Origin of the sequence: Dorea longicatena, assembly GCF_025150085.1 — a bacterium.
Classification (GTDB): domain Bacteria; phylum Bacillota; class Clostridia; order Lachnospirales; family Lachnospiraceae; genus Dorea_A; species Dorea_A longicatena.
Window position 1 is genome coordinate 2,481,748 of sequence record NZ_CP102280.1, and the last position, 17,343, is coordinate 2,499,090.

General features: G+C 44.6%; 19 protein-coding genes and 1 pseudogene. 3 read left to right on the forward strand and 17 right to left on the reverse strand.

Features of this window, described 5'->3' with window-relative positions; genetic code table 11:
- Positions 1-16 precede the first annotated feature (16 nt).
- The 3 genes from NQ508_RS11840 to NQ508_RS11850 form a co-directional block, all read right to left on the reverse strand.
- On the reverse strand, positions 17-820 hold the full coding sequence (locus tag NQ508_RS11840) for a protein-ADP-ribose hydrolase (RefSeq protein WP_006428231.1): 804 nt from the start codon (positions 818-820) through the stop codon (positions 17-19).
- Between the two features lie 65 nt (positions 821-885).
- Positions 886-1,380: a DNA-deoxyinosine glycosylase gene (locus tag NQ508_RS11845; RefSeq protein ID WP_044920429.1), complete on the reverse strand. Its 495-nt coding sequence runs from the start codon at positions 1,378-1,380 to the stop codon at positions 886-888.
- Positions 1,381-1,652: 272 nt separating this feature from the next.
- On the reverse strand, positions 1,653-2,516 hold the full coding sequence (locus NQ508_RS11850; RefSeq protein ID WP_006428229.1) for a hypothetical protein: 864 nt from the start codon (positions 2,514-2,516) through the stop codon (positions 1,653-1,655).
- 215 nt (positions 2,517-2,731) lie between these two features.
- On the opposite strand from NQ508_RS11850, the gene hydE reads away from it, so the two are divergent.
- From hydE to NQ508_RS11865, 3 genes are all read left to right on the forward strand, one after another.
- On the forward strand, positions 2,732-3,802 hold the full coding sequence (hydE, locus tag NQ508_RS11855; protein ID WP_006428228.1) for a [FeFe] hydrogenase H-cluster radical SAM maturase HydE: 1,071 nt from the start codon (positions 2,732-2,734) through the stop codon (positions 3,800-3,802).
- A gap of 63 nt (positions 3,803-3,865) precedes the next feature.
- On the forward strand, positions 3,866-5,098 hold the full coding sequence (hydF, locus tag NQ508_RS11860; RefSeq protein ID WP_006428227.1) for a [FeFe] hydrogenase H-cluster maturation GTPase HydF: 1,233 nt from the start codon (positions 3,866-3,868) through the stop codon (positions 5,096-5,098).
- A 31-nt stretch (positions 5,099-5,129) separates the two neighbouring features.
- Positions 5,130-5,624 carry a GNAT family N-acetyltransferase gene (locus NQ508_RS11865; RefSeq protein WP_006428226.1) on the forward strand — a complete coding sequence of 165 codons (495 nt, stop codon included), beginning with the start codon at positions 5,130-5,132 and terminating at the stop codon, positions 5,622-5,624.
- 64 nt (positions 5,625-5,688) lie between these two features.
- Here NQ508_RS11865 and NQ508_RS11870 read toward each other — a convergent pair.
- The 14 genes and pseudogenes from NQ508_RS11870 to NQ508_RS11935 form a co-directional block, all read right to left on the reverse strand.
- Positions 5,689-5,847 (reverse strand): annotated as a pseudogene (locus NQ508_RS11870) (Lrp/AsnC family transcriptional regulator); the annotation flags it as partial.
- A gap of 43 nt (positions 5,848-5,890) precedes the next feature.
- Positions 5,891-6,613 (reverse strand): NAD-dependent protein deacylase, encoded by a 723-nt coding sequence (locus NQ508_RS11875; protein WP_006428224.1) that lies wholly within the window; start codon positions 6,611-6,613, stop codon positions 5,891-5,893.
- A gap of 105 nt (positions 6,614-6,718) precedes the next feature.
- The gene (locus NQ508_RS11880; RefSeq protein WP_006428223.1) at positions 6,719-7,375 is read right to left on the reverse strand and encodes an HAD family hydrolase; all 657 of its coding nucleotides are present in this window, start codon (positions 7,373-7,375) and stop codon (positions 6,719-6,721) included.
- 5 nt (positions 7,376-7,380) lie between these two features.
- Complete coding sequence (locus NQ508_RS11885; RefSeq protein ID WP_044920427.1) at positions 7,381-7,836, reverse strand: MarR family winged helix-turn-helix transcriptional regulator; 456 nt, start codon at positions 7,834-7,836, stop codon at positions 7,381-7,383.
- Between the two features lie 57 nt (positions 7,837-7,893).
- A complete protein-coding gene (locus tag NQ508_RS11890) occupies positions 7,894-8,994 on the reverse strand; it encodes an NAD(P)H-dependent flavin oxidoreductase (RefSeq protein WP_006428221.1) in 1,101 nt (366 codons plus the stop codon).
- Positions 8,995-9,096: 102 nt separating this feature from the next.
- Positions 9,097-10,797: an acetyl-CoA carboxylase carboxyl transferase subunit gene (locus NQ508_RS11895; protein ID WP_006428220.1), complete on the reverse strand. Its 1,701-nt coding sequence runs from the start codon at positions 10,795-10,797 to the stop codon at positions 9,097-9,099.
- Positions 10,798-10,809: 12 nt separating this feature from the next.
- On the reverse strand, positions 10,810-12,144 hold the full coding sequence (locus NQ508_RS11900) for an acetyl-CoA carboxylase biotin carboxylase subunit (protein WP_006428219.1): 1,335 nt from the start codon (positions 12,142-12,144) through the stop codon (positions 10,810-10,812).
- A gap of 31 nt (positions 12,145-12,175) precedes the next feature.
- Positions 12,176-12,604: a 3-hydroxyacyl-ACP dehydratase FabZ gene (fabZ, locus tag NQ508_RS11905; protein WP_006428218.1), complete on the reverse strand. Its 429-nt coding sequence runs from the start codon at positions 12,602-12,604 to the stop codon at positions 12,176-12,178.
- A 9-nt stretch (positions 12,605-12,613) separates the two neighbouring features.
- On the reverse strand, positions 12,614-13,099 hold the full coding sequence (gene accB, locus NQ508_RS11910; protein WP_022415905.1) for an acetyl-CoA carboxylase biotin carboxyl carrier protein: 486 nt from the start codon (positions 13,097-13,099) through the stop codon (positions 12,614-12,616).
- A 28-nt stretch (positions 13,100-13,127) separates the two neighbouring features.
- Positions 13,128-14,366 carry a beta-ketoacyl-ACP synthase II gene (gene fabF / locus NQ508_RS11915; protein WP_006428216.1) on the reverse strand — a complete coding sequence of 413 codons (1,239 nt, stop codon included), beginning with the start codon at positions 14,364-14,366 and terminating at the stop codon, positions 13,128-13,130.
- A gap of 15 nt (positions 14,367-14,381) precedes the next feature.
- Positions 14,382-15,131 carry a 3-oxoacyl-[acyl-carrier-protein] reductase gene (gene fabG / locus NQ508_RS11920; RefSeq protein ID WP_006428215.1) on the reverse strand — a complete coding sequence of 250 codons (750 nt, stop codon included), beginning with the start codon at positions 15,129-15,131 and terminating at the stop codon, positions 14,382-14,384.
- 2 nt (positions 15,132-15,133) lie between these two features.
- Complete coding sequence (gene fabD / locus NQ508_RS11925; protein WP_006428214.1) at positions 15,134-16,081, reverse strand: ACP S-malonyltransferase; 948 nt, start codon at positions 16,079-16,081, stop codon at positions 15,134-15,136.
- Complete coding sequence (gene fabK / locus NQ508_RS11930) at positions 16,074-17,012, reverse strand: enoyl-[acyl-carrier-protein] reductase FabK (protein WP_006428213.1); 939 nt, start codon at positions 17,010-17,012, stop codon at positions 16,074-16,076. Before fabK ends, fabD begins: the two co-directional genes overlap by 8 nt.
- 33 nt (positions 17,013-17,045) lie before the next feature.
- Positions 17,046-17,273, reverse strand: a complete 228-nt coding sequence (locus tag NQ508_RS11935) for an acyl carrier protein (RefSeq protein ID WP_006428212.1) — start codon at positions 17,271-17,273, stop codon at positions 17,046-17,048.
- Between the last annotated feature and the right edge of the window lie 70 nt (positions 17,274-17,343).

A 17,343-nucleotide genomic window follows, 5' to 3' on the forward strand; every position in this document is an offset into this window, starting at 1 on the left:
TCTTGTTCCTTTACTCTTATGCAAATATCTTCTTATATATATTATAGTCCTCTTCTTTAAATACGTTGAAAATCACTCTTTCCAGTTTTGAAGAAGACAGATACTTGTCCACCGTCTTCACCGCAATCTCTGCCGCCAGTTTATTCGGGAAATGGAATTCTCCCGTTGAGATACAGCAAAATGCAATCGACTTAAGTCCTTCTTTTTCCGCCAGTTTCATACAATTCAGATAACACGACTTTAATTCTTCTTCCTGCTTTTCTGTCACCTGCATGCCAACAATCGGACCTACGGTATGGATGACATGTTTCGCCGGGAGATTATATCCTTTTGTAATCTTCGCTTTTCCGGTCGGTTCTTCATGTCCTTGTGCTTCCATAATCTGTGCACATTCATTACGAAGCTGGATACCTGCTGCCGAATGGATCGCATTGTCGATGCATCCATGACACGGCACAAAACATCCAAGCATCTGGCTGTTCGCCGCATTTACGATCGCATCTACGGAAAGTCTTGTAATATCTCCCCGCCAGAGAGATATCTTATCCACATTCTTGATCGTCTCACATGGGAATTGTCCACCGATAGTCGGAAGTTGTCCCCATTCTACGATTCCTTTCTGTTCTGCTTCTTCCTTTAGCAGTTCATCCTGGATCCTGGTATACTCCGGATCTGCCTCGCCCGGCCAGCGGACATTCATAAGACTTCTTAGAAGTCTTCTTCTCCCGGTATAATCTACCGGATCTGCAAGTGATGCATAACCTGTATTTTCTTTTTTCAGATAGTCGATCAGTATTCTTACTCGTTCTTCCCGGTTCATATGGTCTAATACGCCTTCTTTCTTGATTCTTACTTATTTAGAAATCTTATTTATTTTCATCGTTGTTATATATATTTCTTAATTTCAGAATATGCCTCGAACAACTGCTCATACGATGTTCTGCAGTTCGCCGGACTCGTAGACGGCAATCCAATTGCCATAATCCCAGTCTTAGGATAGCAAAATTTCTTATATAGTTGAAATGCTTTCGTTCCTGTCGTAAAAATGGCCTTAATATCTGCACATTCAAGGATCCGGCTCAGATCATTCGGCTGTGGATTACGGATACTGCTGTCATCTGCTCCTTTAATATCACACCCCGCCAGCACATCCCAGACTGCAATACCATTTCTTAATGCAAATGCGATCTTGCCTTCTCTCGTCTCCGGATACGCTTCGCCACAGACATCGGATACAACTTTCCAGAATCTGTTTCTTGGGTGTCCATAGTAGAATCCGACTTCTCTGGATTTCGGCGATGGCATAGTTCCGAGCATCAGAATCTTAGAATGTTCATTATAGATTGGCTCAAAATTGTGGATAATGTGTTGTGTTTCCATGTCTGAATTAACTCCTCTGTTTTCTATTGTATTCCATACATCTACGGAAAAAGACATTACTTTTATGATAGCATGCCCCATATAATATTTCCAGTATGCTATCCGTATGTAATGTAAAACACCTATAATCAATCCGATTACTGCTCTAAAAGATACAGGATGTAAAATATAACCTTTCTCATACCTGTTACATTTACATCCTGTTCATTCACTCTGTTACACTTCTATATCTTCTGTATCAAATGTTCCGAATACTTCATTATAAAAATCTGTTACTCATTTACATCTATCCTTTTTTGGTCTTTCCACTTTATTATAAATCCCGCAAGCAGGAATATCACACCTGCCCCGGCAAATATACAGCCCATCCAGAAATATGACTTTAACCCTATATCTACCGTACGCCCCAGCATCTTGTCCGATAAGAAGCCCATAGTCCGGCTTCCCATAACTCCTATAAGTCCGGCAAAAATTCCTCCACAAATCAAACTTTCCACTCCGAGTGAAAATAATCCTCTGTGTCTTGGATACCCAAGCAATACCGTCAGGATTGCAAAGAGCAGAACTGCTGCTCCCGATACGGCCCGGCAGGTCGTTGATACCAGCGTCGTATATAATCTGGCAACTTTCCCCTGTATCGTACTGGTATCTTTCATATTACCATACAGATTAGATGCATAACTATTCAGTACATCCTGAACGTCATCCATCTCATCTTTTAACTGCTGCTTCATAAGTTTCAGCATATCTTCCGTTAACTCCGGATTTGAATCCTTAATTTCTTTCATGCTGTCTTCCAGTAACTGATTCAGTTCTTTGGAAATATCTACATCCTTATAGCCCGTTCCTTTTGAAAGATCATTCACCATTTCATCCATGACCTTTTCTGTAATTTTCTGTACTTCCTCGTTCTTCTCAATCTTGTTCTGTATCTTCGCAATCCACTGTGTATCATCTGCTCCTGCATAGCCAAATACTGCATCCATCATTCTGTGAGAGATTGCCGTATCAATCCCTGCCTGACTGATTGCTTTGACAAGTACCTGCTTTGCAAGCAGACTTCCTCCAAGTACCGACACACTTATAATGAAGAGGATACCGATCAGTACACTTAATATTCTTTTACCAATTCCCATGATTTCTTCCTTTCTTTATGATTCATTAATTCGCCGTAACTAATCTGTATACTTCTATTAAAAACGCATCTGCATGAATTGTCAATTTATATTTTTTAATATATTTATCTTATTTTTCTATTTCTCCATATCACTTCTTTCTTTACATTGTTCGGCAAGTAATTGTTTGTTATAATAATGTGAGATATTATGATCAATAACATACGGGCAAAGGAATGATTTTCATGAATGAAACGAACTTATCTTTAAAATATCTGATCGATCAATTGCATAAAGAACAGACCCTGACCAAAGAAGAATGGATCACACTGATCGAGGGACACACTCCGGAACTTTCCGAATATCTCTTTTCCCTGGCCCGCGAAGAACGCCACCGTTATTATGGACACGATGTCTACGTCCGCGGTCTGATCGAATTTACCAATTATTGTAAAAACGACTGTCTGTACTGCGGTATACGGAAAAGCAACGGCAACGCACACCGGTACCGCCTGTCAGAAGCCGATATCCTAAAGTGCTGTAAGGAAGGTTATGAACTTGGATTCCGCACCTTTGTCCTGCAGGGCGGCGAAGACGGATATTATACAGATGAACGCATCATACATTTGATCCGGATAATTAAAGAACGCTATCCCGACTGTGCCATTACACTTTCCATCGGGGAAAAATCCAAAGATAGCTATCAGGCTTACTATGATGCCGGCGCCGACCGCTATCTTCTGCGGCATGAAACTTATAACCACGAACATTACAGAAAGCTTCATCCACCGAACCTTAGTCCTGAACACAGGCAGCAATGTCTGCGGGATTTAAAGGACATCGGTTATCAGATTGGCTGCGGATTCATGGTTGGCTCTCCTTACCAGACTTCGGAACACCTTGCAGAAGACATGCTCTTCATGAAAGAACTGAATCCACACATGATCGGAATCGGTCCGTTTATCCCACATCATGACACTCCGTTTGCCGGAGAATCTGCGGGAACACTGGAACTTACTTTATATATGCTCGGCCTGATCCGGCTGATGATCCCGAAGGTTTTACTTCCTGCCACAACCGCACTTGGAACCATCCACCCAAAGGGGCGTGAACTTGGAATCCTGGCAGGCGCCAATGTCGTAATGCCGAACCTTTCACCAACGGAAGTACGGAAAGATTATCTTCTATATGATAATAAGATCTGTACCGGTGATGAATCCGCCCAGTGCAGACACTGTCTGGAAATGCGGATGAAATCCATAGGCTATCAGGTTGTAACAGACCGTGGCGATTCTTTGAATATTTAGGTAACATCAACTTTTTATACAGTCAGCTTTTATATACAGCTGTCAGAAAGTGAGGAACATATCATGAGTTTAAACAGCACACCTTCTTCAGAACGTATACATATCGGGATCTTCGGCAGACGCAATGCCGGAAAATCAAGTCTTATTAATGCTCTCACCGGGCAGAATCTTGCGATTGTCTCCGATGTGCGCGGAACAACGACCGATCCTGTATTCAAATCCATGGAGCTGCTTCCACTGGGCCCTATCGTCATGATCGACACTCCGGGGCTCGACGATGAAGGCGAACTTGGAAAACTCCGCATTCAGAAAGCTTATCAGGTCCTGAACAAGACCGACATCGCTGTGCTCGTGATCGATGGCACCTCAGGAATTACGCCGCAGGACAATGCGATCCTTACACGCATACAGGATAAAAATATTCCCCTCTTACTCGTCCTTAATAAAGCCGATCTGGTATCGGAACATACACATCAGGAAATGATCGTGTCCACTCATCTGAAATATAAGATTCCTTTAGAGCATATCCTGTGGACCAATACAACTGAAAATCTTCATATTCATGAGTTGAAAGAACATCTCGGAACTTTAGTCCCTGCGGAAGAATCTTCCAGATTCATCGTCCGGGATCTTGTAACCCCCGGAGATTTCATTGTACTTGTTGTTCCGATCGATTCTGCCGCGCCAAAGGGAAGGCTGATTCTCCCACAGCAGCAGACGATCCGCGATCTTCTGGATGCCGGAACTACTGCAATCGTTGTAAAGGAAACAGAACTCAAAAGTACGTTGGATTCACTCGGGAAAAAACCTGCACTGGTGATTACCGACAGTCAGGCATTTAAAGAAGTTGACAAAGATACTCCTTCCGATATCCCGCTTACTTCTTTCTCCATTCTTTTTGCAAGATATAAGGGGAATCTGGGAACCGTCGTCCACGGCGCAAGAGCACTGGACACGCTGGAAGACGGAGATACGATCCTGATCAGCGAAGGCTGTACACACCACCGCCAGTGTGACGATATCGGTACTGTCAAGCTGCCACGCTGGGTTCGTGAATATACGGGAAAAGATATAGATTTTGAATTTACCAGTGGAACTGAATTTCCACTGAAGCTGAACCATTATAAAATGATCATTCACTGCGGTGGCTGTATGCTGAATGAGCGCGAAATGAAATATCGCCTGAAATGCGCCGGTGACGCCTCTGTACCAATCACCAATTACGGAACTGCGATTGCTTATATGAAAGGGATACTTGAACGCAGTATTGAGATATTCCCACAGTTACGAAAATAAACAAAGTAATGAATAACAAAAGGAGATTTTTATGCAGATCAGAAAAGCGACAATGAATGACCTTCCGGACATCCTTGCAATCTATGCTTATGCCCGGAAATATATGAAAGAACACGGCAATCCGGACCAGTGGCGGGACAGTTATCCTCCGGTTTCACTTACCACACAGGATATCCAGTCCGACTGCTTATATGTCTGCATCATTCAGATAGAAGAAGATGAGCAAATCGGAGGCGTATTCTATTTTCACAGGGAAGAAGACCCTGATTACCAGACAATTGACGGTTCCTGGTTAAATGACAGACCCTATGCCGTTGTTCACAGAGTTGCCACGGCACCTGGTACAAAGGGCGTAGCTACCTTCTGTCTGAACTGGGCTTATGAACAGTTCCCAAATATTAAAATTGATACACACGATGATAATATTCCCATGCAGCATCTGCTCGTCAAATTAGGCTTCACCTGCTGCGGGCATACTACACTGCAAAACGGTGATATCCGCCTGATCTATCAAAAAGCTGACTAAATAGAACCCGGCAGCCGGAGATATTATACATTCTATGTAACATCCCCGGCTGCCAGGTTTTTATCTATTCTTCTTTTTCTTCTAATGCTTCCACATTCAATCCCCTTGGCTCAACCGGTGTAGAGAATACAATCTGTGTCTGTGTCTTTCCGAAATGCTGGAGCTGTCCGATGAATCCATCCAACTCAATCGTACTCGGGAATGCCACCTTCATAAGCATAGAATTCTTCTTGTTATAACTACAAGAAGGCGGCAACACTTGGAATTTAATGCACCCTTCCAAGTATCTCCCCAATCGGTGCCGCTATCGTAAGCTTTGCACCTACTTCTCTGGCTGTTGCACTCTTATTGATCACCACAAGATGTTTCCCACGGAAATAATCAATAAATCCTGCCGCGGGATACACAACCAGAGACGTGCCTCCTATGATTAGCGTATCTGCTTCACTGATCGCTTTGATACTCCTGCTGATCACATCCGAATCCAGTCCTTCCTCATAGAGTACTACATCCGGTTTGATCATTCCGCCACAAGTGCATCTTGGAATTCCGGATGCATTTTTTACATATGCCGCATCATAGAATTTGTGGCATTTCATACAATAGTTCCGGTGAATACTTCCGTGCAGTTCCAGTACATTCTTACTTCCGGCCGCCTGATGAAGTCCGTCAATATTCTGTGTGATCACGGCCGTTAATTTACCCGCCTCTTCCAATTCTGCAAGTTTCAAGTGTGCAGCATTCGGTTTGGCATCCAGAAACATCATCTTCTCCTTATAAAATTCATAAAACCCTTCTGGGTTCCGTACAAAGAAACTATGACTTACGATCTGCTCCGGCGAATATTTATACTTTTGTTGATATAACCCGTCCGCACTTCGGAAATCCGGAATATTGCTCTCTGTAGAAACCCCTGCTCCTCCGAAGAATACGATTCTTTTACTGTCATCAATAATATTCTGTAATTGTTCTACTTCTTTCTCGTACATATCTGTTCCTCCTGAATCTTTATATTTTTTATTCCTTACAAATGCATGGCGATGCAAAAAAACTGCCCACAGCCTCCAAAGGCTGCATGACAGTCATTTTCCTTCTTACTTTTTATTCTCTTTTCTGATCCATGCAGCCACTTCATGCAAGTCCGCCAGTTCTGCCGTAATTCCTTCTTTTGCCTCTTTTGACACAACTGCTATGTCCGGCACATAGATCGTATATCCGCCCGCTGCCTTTCCTGCCAGAAGTCCCGGTGCACTGTCCTCCAGTACCAGGCATTCCTTTGGATCCTGCCCAATCAGCTCTGCTGCTTTCAGGAAAATGTCCGGCTCCGGCTTCCCACGCTCCACCATATCTCCGTAAATCGCATTCGAAATCAGATGTTCTATACCGGACATATGTATCAGCCTGCTCGCACGCTTTCTTTCTGTGGATGTCGCAACCACAGCCGGAATCTCATGTTCTTTTAAATATTCTAATAAATCCTGCAGTCCTTCTTTATGCGGAACAGATTCTTTTGTCACTTCGTCGAAATACTCATGCTTCATTGCACGCGCTGTATCGTAATCCAGTCTGTCTCCAAAATATGCTGCAAATTTTTTTCGAATCGCCTGTGGATTTCTTCCCCGAAAAGAATCTGTCAATGCTACCGGAATATCCACGCCCAGCTTTTTACCTGCGTAAATCCATCCTTTGGTAGAAAGACATTCTGTATCGAACATCGTTCCATCCATATCAAAGATTACACCTTTTACCATATACTTTATGACTCCTTATTCTCACTGTAACCGGTAAAGAATTCGGATAACGCATCCAATGTCTTCACAAGCACCGGAAGCTCGGTATCATCCAGTTTATCCAGAATGGCCTGTGTCATCTGTCTGTGATAATCTTCATGATGGTGGTAAGCCTTCACACCTTTTTCTGTCAGCTTGACAAGAACGACTCTTCTGTCTTCTTCGCTGCGATGACGCTCTACATATCTTTTGTTCACCAGACTGTTCATGGCAGTCGTAAGGGATCCTACGGTAATATTAAGCTTTCTGGCAATCGAAGACATATTATTCCCGTCGCCAAGTCCGACTGCTTCGATCACATGCATATCATTATTCGTAAGGTCTTTGAACTCATCCGTAATGATTGCCTTTTCTTCCAGTTCCCATATTTCATTGATCAGACTGACCAGTGTCTGATTAATCATCTTATATGCGTCATCCATTCCCATCTTCTGTAATTTCCTTCACTTTAACTCTTCATTCTTTACTCTTATTTTTTATTATACCCTTTCTGGTATCAGAGAATCAATAACTTCTTTTACAGTTTCCAGATGAGTTGCCTGATATGCATACGCTCCACAGAAAAGTAACGCATCATCTATCTTTCCTTTTGCCGCATTGATCAGTGCCTGAGTGATACAATACGGCGTGGTTCCCGGATTACAATGCTTCAGACACTGAAAACAATGCGCCGGTGCAATACGCCCCAGTTCTTTTACTTTTTTCATAAATGGATTCAAGATTGCACGTCCCGGCATTCCCACCGGACTTTTTACGATCACGATGTCTTCTTTTCTTGCATTCAGGTAGGCTTCTTTATAGCGGATATCTGCATCGCATTCTTCTGTTGTAACGAATCTCGTCGCCACCTGTATGGCATCTGCTCCGAGGGAAAATGCACGCGCTGCGCTTTCACTGTCATGAATTCCTCCCCCCATCGCAACAGGAATCTTTTTTCCATATTTTTCCGAAAATGTATGAATGACCTGCATGATGGCTATGATTTCTTTTTCGTAGGAAGTTCGGCATTTTACATAGTCTTCTGCCCCAGCATCTATACCATACGTTTCCAGCTGCTCTTCATGAAATCCAAGATGTCCCCCTGCGAGCGGTCCTTCGATCACAACCAGATCCGGGATTCTGTGGTATTTTTTGTCCCAATATTTTAATATCACATTTGCCGATTTTGCAGTCGATACGATCGGTGCGAGTAAGATGTCTGACTCACCCACATATTTCGGAAGATCCGTCGGAAGTCCCGCTCCCGATACGATCAGATCTGCTCCTGCTTCTACCACCGCATGCACATATTCTTCATAGTGCTCCATGGCAACCATCAGATTGAATCCAATGATTCCGTCCGATGCAATCTTTCTTGCTTTCTCATACTCTGATTTTATCGCTCTTAAATTCGCTTTTAATGGATCTTTTATAAAATCTTCTTCTCTAAAACCAGGCTGAGCGGCAGAGATGATCCCTATGCCGCCCTCCTTTGCAACTGCTCCAGCAAGATTTCCAAGGCTGATACCAACTCCCATACCACCTTGAATGACTGGAACTTTTGCTGTCTTTGTTCCTATTTTCAGTGGTTGTATTTTCATATATTTTCCTCACTCTATTATAGAATCTGTTCGTCCATAAACATTGCCTGTAAAATACATCGTTTTCTTATGATATATAGCAGTGATTTACTCTGCTCCATATTACATATTCCTGAAACGCTCATATCTATGTTCTATTAACTCCTGCTCTGACAAACTTTTATATTTCATCAGAAATTCTTCGATTGCCTCATCCATCTGCATGATCACAACATCCATATTCTGAACGATATATTCCTCCGGCTCTGCAAAGACACGCTCTACAATTCCCTGTGCCTTCAGATTCTCTGCCGTCAATTTCATCACTTCTGCTGCTTCTTTGGCCTTGGAGCTGTCTTTCCAGAGGATACTTGCGAATCCTTCCGGTGAGAGGATGGAATAGATGGAATTTTCCAACATCCATACTTCATCTGAAGTGGCCATCGCAAGTGCTCCGCCACTTCCGCCTTCTCCAATGATGATTGAAACAACCGGAACCCTTAATCCGGACATCTCATAGATATTTCTGGCAATGGCTTCTCCCTGTCCGCGTTCTTCTGCTTCGAGTCCACAGAATGCTCCCGGTGTATCAACCAGACAGATGACCGGACGAGAGAATTTCTCTGCCTGTTTCATAAGTCTTAAGGCTTTTCTGTATCCCTCCGGCTGTGGCATACCAAAGTTTCTTTCGATATTTTCCTTCGTATTTCTTCCCTTTGCCTGTGCAATCACTGTTACCGGCGTGCCATGGAATCTTGCAACGCCACCGATGATAGCTTTGTCATCTGCGAAATACCGGTCTCCGTGGAATTCTACAAAATCTGTAAAGAGTGCGTCAATGTAATCACTGCCTACTGGCCGGTCTTTGCGTCTGGAAAGTTCTACTCTCTGCCATGCGGTCATATTCATCTTGCTGCCTGATGTCAGTTCCACATCACATTTTTTTCTATTAAATCCTGTTCCTTCTCCTACCTCATGAAGTGCCAGAATCTTAGAAAGTGTCTCTTTCATCTGAGGGCGCTCCACAATGGCATCCAGAAATCCATGTTCCAGTAAAAACTCTGCTCTCTGGAAACCATCCGGAAGCTTCTGTCCGATGGTCTGCTCGATCACTCTTGGGCCTGCGAACCCGATCAGAGCTTTTGGCTCTGCCAGGATCACATCACCGAGCATCGCAAAGCTTGCGGTTACTCCGCCAGTCGTGGGATCGGTCAGTACGCTGATGTAAAGAAGTCCGGCATCACTGTGGCGCTTCAGTGCTGCGGATGTCTTTGCCATCTGCATCAGAGAGACGATTCCCTCCTGCATACGGGCCCCTCCGGAGCAGGCAAATAAGATGACCGGAAGTCTTTCTTTCGTTGCCCGTTCTACCGCCCTTGCTATCTTCTCTCCAACTGCCTCTCCCATGCTGGCCATCAGGAATCTTCCATCACAGACTCCGATAACCGCCTCGCGGCCGTCAATCTTTGCTTTTCCTGTTACAACTGCTTCTGAAAGCCCTGTCTTTTCCTGTAATTTCTTCAGTTTTTCTTCGTATCCTTTGTATTCCAGAGGATTTCCTCCCTGAAGATCCGAATCCCATTCTTCAAAAGAACCTTCATCTGTGATCATCTCGATTCTGCGTCTTGCATGCACGCGGAAATATCCTCCGCACTTTGGACAGATATAATGATCTTTCTTTACATCCTCCGCAATGATCGCTCCCCCACATTTATTACATTTGCGAAGTAATCCTTCCGGAACTTCCGGTCGTCTGGTAAATGTAATATAATTCTTTCTTCCGACAGCAATTCTGGTCTTTTTAAATACGTTGTCCAGCTTCATCAGCAGTCACCTCTACAGCCTTTCAATAAATTCAATATCTATATTTCCCTCAATATAATCCGGATGATTGACAATCCCATACTGATAATCAACATTCGTATCGATTCCTTCTATAATGACTTCTCCAAGTGCACTCTGCATCTTACGGATCGCTTCCTGACGATTCTTCGCCCACACGATCAGCTTGGCCACCATGGAATCATAATACGGCGGAATCGTATAGCCGCTGTATATCGCAGAATCAATACGGATACCCTTTCCTCCCGGAAGATACATATCTGTGATCGTTCCCGGGGACGGACGGAATCCTTTCTCTGGATTCTCTGCATTGATCCTGCACTCGATCGCATGACCGGTCAGTCTGATATCTTCCTGTGTATAGGATAATTTCTGTCCGGATGCAATGCGGATCTGTTCTTTCACAAGATCTACACCTGTCACCCATTCTGTGACCGGATGTTCCACCTGGATTCTGGTATTCATTTCCATGAAATAAAAGTTCCCGGATTTTTCTAATAAGAATTCGATGGTTCCGGCATTCTCATAACCTGCCGCTTTGGCAGCTTTTACCGCAGCGTCACCCATCTTCTTTCTCAGTTCATCCGATAATGCAACAGACGGAGATTCTTCGATCAGCTTCTGATGATTGCGCTGAATAGAACAATCTCTTTCTCCCAGATGGATCACATTGCCATATTTATCCGCCAGGATCTGGAACTCAATGTGTCTTGGATTCTCTACAAAATGTTCAATGTACATCGTCGAATCGGCAAATGCCATCTCGGTCTCTTTCTGAGCCGTCTGGAATGCAGACTCGAACTCTTCCGGTGTCCAGGCGGTACGCATACCTTTGCCCCCACCTCCTAAAGCTGCCTTAATGATAACCGGATAGCCAATCTCTCGGGCAAGTTCTGCACCGGTCTTTGCATCGTAGACGGGTTCTTTGCTTCCCGGAATGACCGGTACTCCCGCTGCCATCATCGTATTTCTCGCAACCTGTTTATTTCCAAGACTTGCAATGACTTTGGAATCCGGCCCGATGAATGTAATATTGCACTGCTCGCACAGCTCTGCAAATTTACTATTCTCTGACAGGAATCCAAATCCCGGATGGATTGCATCTGCACCGCTTATGATCGTTGCACTGATGATATTTTCCATACTGAGATAGCTGTCCTTTGACGGAGCCGGCCCGATGCAGATGGCTTCGTCTGCAAGCTTGGTATGCAGTGCTTCTTTGTCTGCCTCTGAATAGACCGCTACGGTCTCAATTCCCATCTCACGGCAGGCGCGGATGATACGCACCGCGATCTCTCCTCTGTTTGCGATCAATACTTTTTTAATCATCTTTCTTTACACTCTCCTATGTTGCTCTTATCTATCCGACCATGAATGTAAGCTCTGCACTTACGACTACTTTTCCATCCACGCTCGCAACTGCCTCGCCGACACCGACAGGTCCTTTTCTGCGGATGATCTTCGTCTCCAGACGTACCTTGTCTCCCGGGACGATCTTTCCTTTGAATTTGCATTTATTGATACCGCCGAAATATGCAATCTTTCCTTTATTTTCTTCCAGGCTTAAGATTGCAACCGCACCGGCCTGTGCCAGTGCTTCGACCGTCAGCACGCCCGGCATTACAGGTTCTTCCGGGAAGTGTCCCGCAAAGAATTCTTCTCTGTAAGATACGCATTTATATCCCACTGCATATTCTCCCGGCACATAATCTTCGATGTAATCCAACAGAAGAAATGGATGACGGTGCGGAATGATTTCTTTGATCTGATTGATGTTCAAATGATTCATATTGTCCTCCTACACGATGCGAAATAACGGCTGTCCGTATTCCACGCCTTCCTGATTATTTACCAGAATCTCTGCAACCGTTCCGCTGTAATCGCTTTCGATCTCATTCATCAGCTTCATGGCTTCCACGATTCCGAGTGTCTGTCCTTTTTCTACTCTGTCTCCGACTTTTACGAAGCTTTCTGCATCTTCTGCAGGTGCTGAATAAAATGTTCCTACCAGCGGAGACTCTACAATATTTCCTACGACTGCTTCTTCCGCAGCTGCTCCCAGTGTCTGATCCCCTTCTGCATTCGTTTTTCCCATCTCAGCAGAAACCACTCCAGCAGAAGCTGTTCCGGTCATATTCACCGGTGCAGACACATTTTCCGTCACATAGCATGTATTTTCTTTCTTGCTCAAATGCAGTTTGATACCGTCTTCCTCATATTTAAAGCCTGTCAGATCTGACTTTGACACAGCATCTATGAGTTCGATCATTTTCTCCATTTCCATATGTCTTTGTCCCTCCTGCAATTCTCCGCTAGTCTTCATATCTCTTTAACAGTAACACCGCATTATGTCCGCCAAATCCAAGTGAATTTGTCAGTACATAATTGACTTCTTTTTCTACCGGCGCACCGATCGCATAGTTCAGGTCACACTCTTCATCCGGAGTTTCCGTTCCGACTGTCTGATGGATGAAGTTGTCCTGGATTGTCTTCACACAAGTGATAAATTCCACACCTCCAGCCGCACCGAGCAGATGGCCGATCATGGATTTTGTCGAGTTGATCACAACATCTTTTGCCGCATCGCCAAGAGCCAGTTTGATCGCACGTGTCTCGAACAGGTCATTGTGATGTGTACTGGTTCCGTGTGCGTTGATGTAATCCACCTGGGAAGGTTCGATTCCGCCTTCTTCCATCGCAAGTTCCATTGCTTTGGCTGCACCGCTTCCGTCTTCTGCCGGAGAAGTAATGTGATATGCATCTCCCGTAGAACCGTATCCGACAAGTTCAGCATAGATGACTGCACCACGTTGTTTTGCATGTTCCAGTTCTTCCAGAACAACTACACCTGCACCTTCTCCGAGAACGAATCCATCCCTGTCTTTATCAAATGGTCTGGATGCCTTCATCGGATCTGTAGAAGTCGAAAGTGCTGTCAGACTTGTGAATCCTGCGACTCCGGTCTCACAGATACATCCTTCTGCTCCACCCGCCAGCATCACTTCTGCGTCACCATACTGGATCGCACGGAATGCATCACCGATGCAGTTTGTTCCACTGGCACATGCTGTAACGACATTCGTACATTTTCCCTTCAGACCGAGCTGAATGGAAATATTTCCTGCTGCCATGTTCGAGATCATCATCGGAACCAGAAGCGGATTAACTCTTCCCGGTCCTTTAGTCCGGATTTTTTCGTATTCTTTTTCTACAGCCTGCAGGCTTCCGATACCGGAACCCACAATTACACCGACACGGAACGGATCTTCCTTTGACATATCAAGTCCGGCATCTTCGAATGCTTCTTTTGCCGCTGCCACCGCATACTGGGAAAATGGTTCCATTCTTCTTGCTGCCTTAAAATCCATTCTGTCTTTTGCCTGAAAATCTTTTACCTCTGCTGCAATCTTTACTTTATATTCTGTGGTGTCGAATTTGGTAATCTCTCCGATTCCCACTTTTCCTTCTTTGATGCCGCTCCAGAACTCCTCTACCGTATTTCCGATCGGAGTCACTGCTCCAAGTCCTGTCACTACAACTCTTCTCTTCATATATCTTAATCTCCTTTACATCACCATACCGCCGTCTACATGCAATACCTGTCCAGTAATATATCCCGCATCCTCTGACGCAAGAAATGCAACCGCATTCGCCACATCTTCTGCTTTTCCGAATTTTCCAAGCGGAATCTGTGCGGCAGACGCTTCTTTTATCTTTTCCGGAAGTACTTCTGTCATGTCGGTCTCGATAAATCCCGGTGCAACTGCATTGACCGTGATTCCTCTGGATGCCACTTCTCTGGCTGCTGTTTTGGTCAGTCCGATCACACCTGCTTTGGACGCCGCATAATTTGCCTGTCCTGCATTACCGCTGACACCTACAACAGATGCCATATTTATGATGCGTCCGCTTCTCTGGCGGATCATCTGGCGGAGCGCAGCTCTTATTGTATGAAATGTTCCCTTCAAGTTTGTGTCCAATACCTTATCAAAATCTTCTTCTGACATCTTCATAAGGAGTCCATCCTTTGTGATTCCTGCATTATTAACCAGAATATCAATTCTTCCCTGCTCCTTGATCACCGTCTCGATGAATTCTTTACAGGCATCAAAATCGGCCACATTACATTGTATGATCACCGCTTTACCGCCTGCAGACTCAACTTCATTCTTTACTTCTTCGGCTCTTTCTCTGGAACCGTTATAGTTGATCACAACTGTTGCTCCTTTTGATGCAAGCTTTACAGCGATTGCTTTTCCGATTCCTCTGGACGCTCCGGTTACAACTGCAACTTTTCCTTCCATTGTCTGACTCATCTTTAAGCTTCCTCCATCATCTTTCCACTATCTGCAAGTTCGGTGCAGACTTTATCCACATCCTCCCACTGGGAAATGTGGAATACTTTCACACTTCGGTCGATTTTTCTTAAAAATCCTTCCAGTGTCTTGCCCGGTCCGATCTCAACAAATGTATCAACACCGTCTGCGATCATGCGTTCCATGCTCTGCATCCAGCGCACCGGTGAACTGATCTGTGTCGTAAGAAGTCCCGGAGTTTCTCTGATGTCTGTTACCTTCTCTGCTGTTACATTCGTTACATACGGAATTCTTAATTCGTGAAATCTGGTATGTTCCAGTTCTTCCGCCAGTTTCTCTCCTGCCGGAACCAGCATCTGAGAATGGAACGGTCCGCTGACATTTAACATAATGGTGCGTCTCGCCCCTGCTTCTTTTAACTTTGCAGCCGCTTCTTCTACAGCGTCTGTCTTACCGGTGATGACGATTTGTCCCGGACAGTTATAGTTCGCGACCGACACATCAGCAATCGGTTCGATCACTTTTTCGATTTCCTCTGCCGCCATAGAAATGACCGCACACATGGCTCCTTCTCCTGCCGGAACCGTGTTCTGCATCAGGATTCCTCTTTTTCTTACCAGGCGGATCGCATCCATATCGTTCATTCCTCCGGCAGCTGCGATCGCCGGGTATTCTCCCAGGCTTAATCCTGCTGTGATATCTGCTTTCAGTCCTTTACTTTCCGCAACTCTTGTCATTGCCAGACAGGTCGTGACCATTGCTGCCTGTGTATATTCCGTCAAATCCAGCCTGTCATTTTCTTCAAAGCAAAGTTCCTTCATATCCAGATCAAGTTCCTCACCTGCCTGGTCAAATATGTATCTTGCAATCTCACTGTTTTCATAAAAGTCGGCTCCCATGCCAGCTTTCTGAGCACCCTGTCCCGGATAAATAAATGCAATCTTACTCATAGAATCCCTGTCCTCCGATTAATGCATCTGTCTCTGTTACCAGTTTCTGGATCAGATCTTTACATGACATTCTTTCTTTTACCATGCCGGCAATCTGTCCTGCCATTACGCTTCCGTTCTTTACATCACCCTCTACGACTGCTTTTCTGAGGCCGCCAAGTGTGAGCTTTTCCAGTTCTTCGAATTCTGCTCCGGCATTTTCCAGTTCCAGATATTTTCTCGTCATATCATTGCGAAGGGCTCTGACCGGATGTCCTGTGGTTCTTCCTGTTACTCTGGAATCAATATCCTTCGCTTTGATGATTCTTTCTTTGTAATTCTCATGTACCTGGGATTCATCTGTTACAACAAAATGTGTTCCCATCTGGACGCCTTTTGCTCCCAGCATGAATGCCGCAGCAATTCCTCTTCCATCGGCAATTCCTCCGGCTGCAATAACCGGAATACTGACTGCATCTACAATCTGTGGAACAAGTACCATCGTTGTACTCTCGCCGATATGTCCGCCGGCTTCACAACCTTCTGCTACCAGTGCATCCGCACCACAGCGTTCCATTCTTTTTGCCAGGGCCACAGAAGCAACGACCGGAATAACCTTTACGCCGGCTTCCTTCCACATCTTCATGTATTTCTCCGGATTACCCGCACCGGTGGTAACAACCTTTACGCCTTCTTCGACAATCACCTTTGCAACTTCATCTGCATAAGGACTCATCAGCATGATGTTGACACCGAATGGTTTGTCTGTCAGTTCTTTTGCCTTGCGTACCTGATCTCTTACCCAGTCTGCCGGAGCACTTGCTGCACCGATGAGTCCCAGTCCGCCGGCTTCGGATACACCTGCTGCCAGATGGTATTCTGCCACCCAGGCCATACCGCCCTGAATGATCGGGTATTCAATTCCTAATAATCTGGTTACTTCTGTCTGCATAATCTCTATACTCCCTGTCTTTTTATAATTTTCTTACTCTTTATGAGCGTTCACATACTCTACAACATCACCGACTGTTACGATCTTTTCCAGATCTTCCGACGGAATCTCGATTCCATATTCATCTTCCAGTGCCATTGTCAGTTCAAAAAGATCTAAGGAATCTGCTCCGAGGTCATCTTTGAATGATGCGTTTTCTGTGATTTTGCTTTCCTCTACTCCTAAGTTATCTGCTACCATTTTTTTAATCTGTTCTAACATATCTTTGTTCTCCTTTTATTTCTGTTTTTGTCTCTCTTTTTTAGCTTTGGTTCCTTTTTAATTCTTTTGC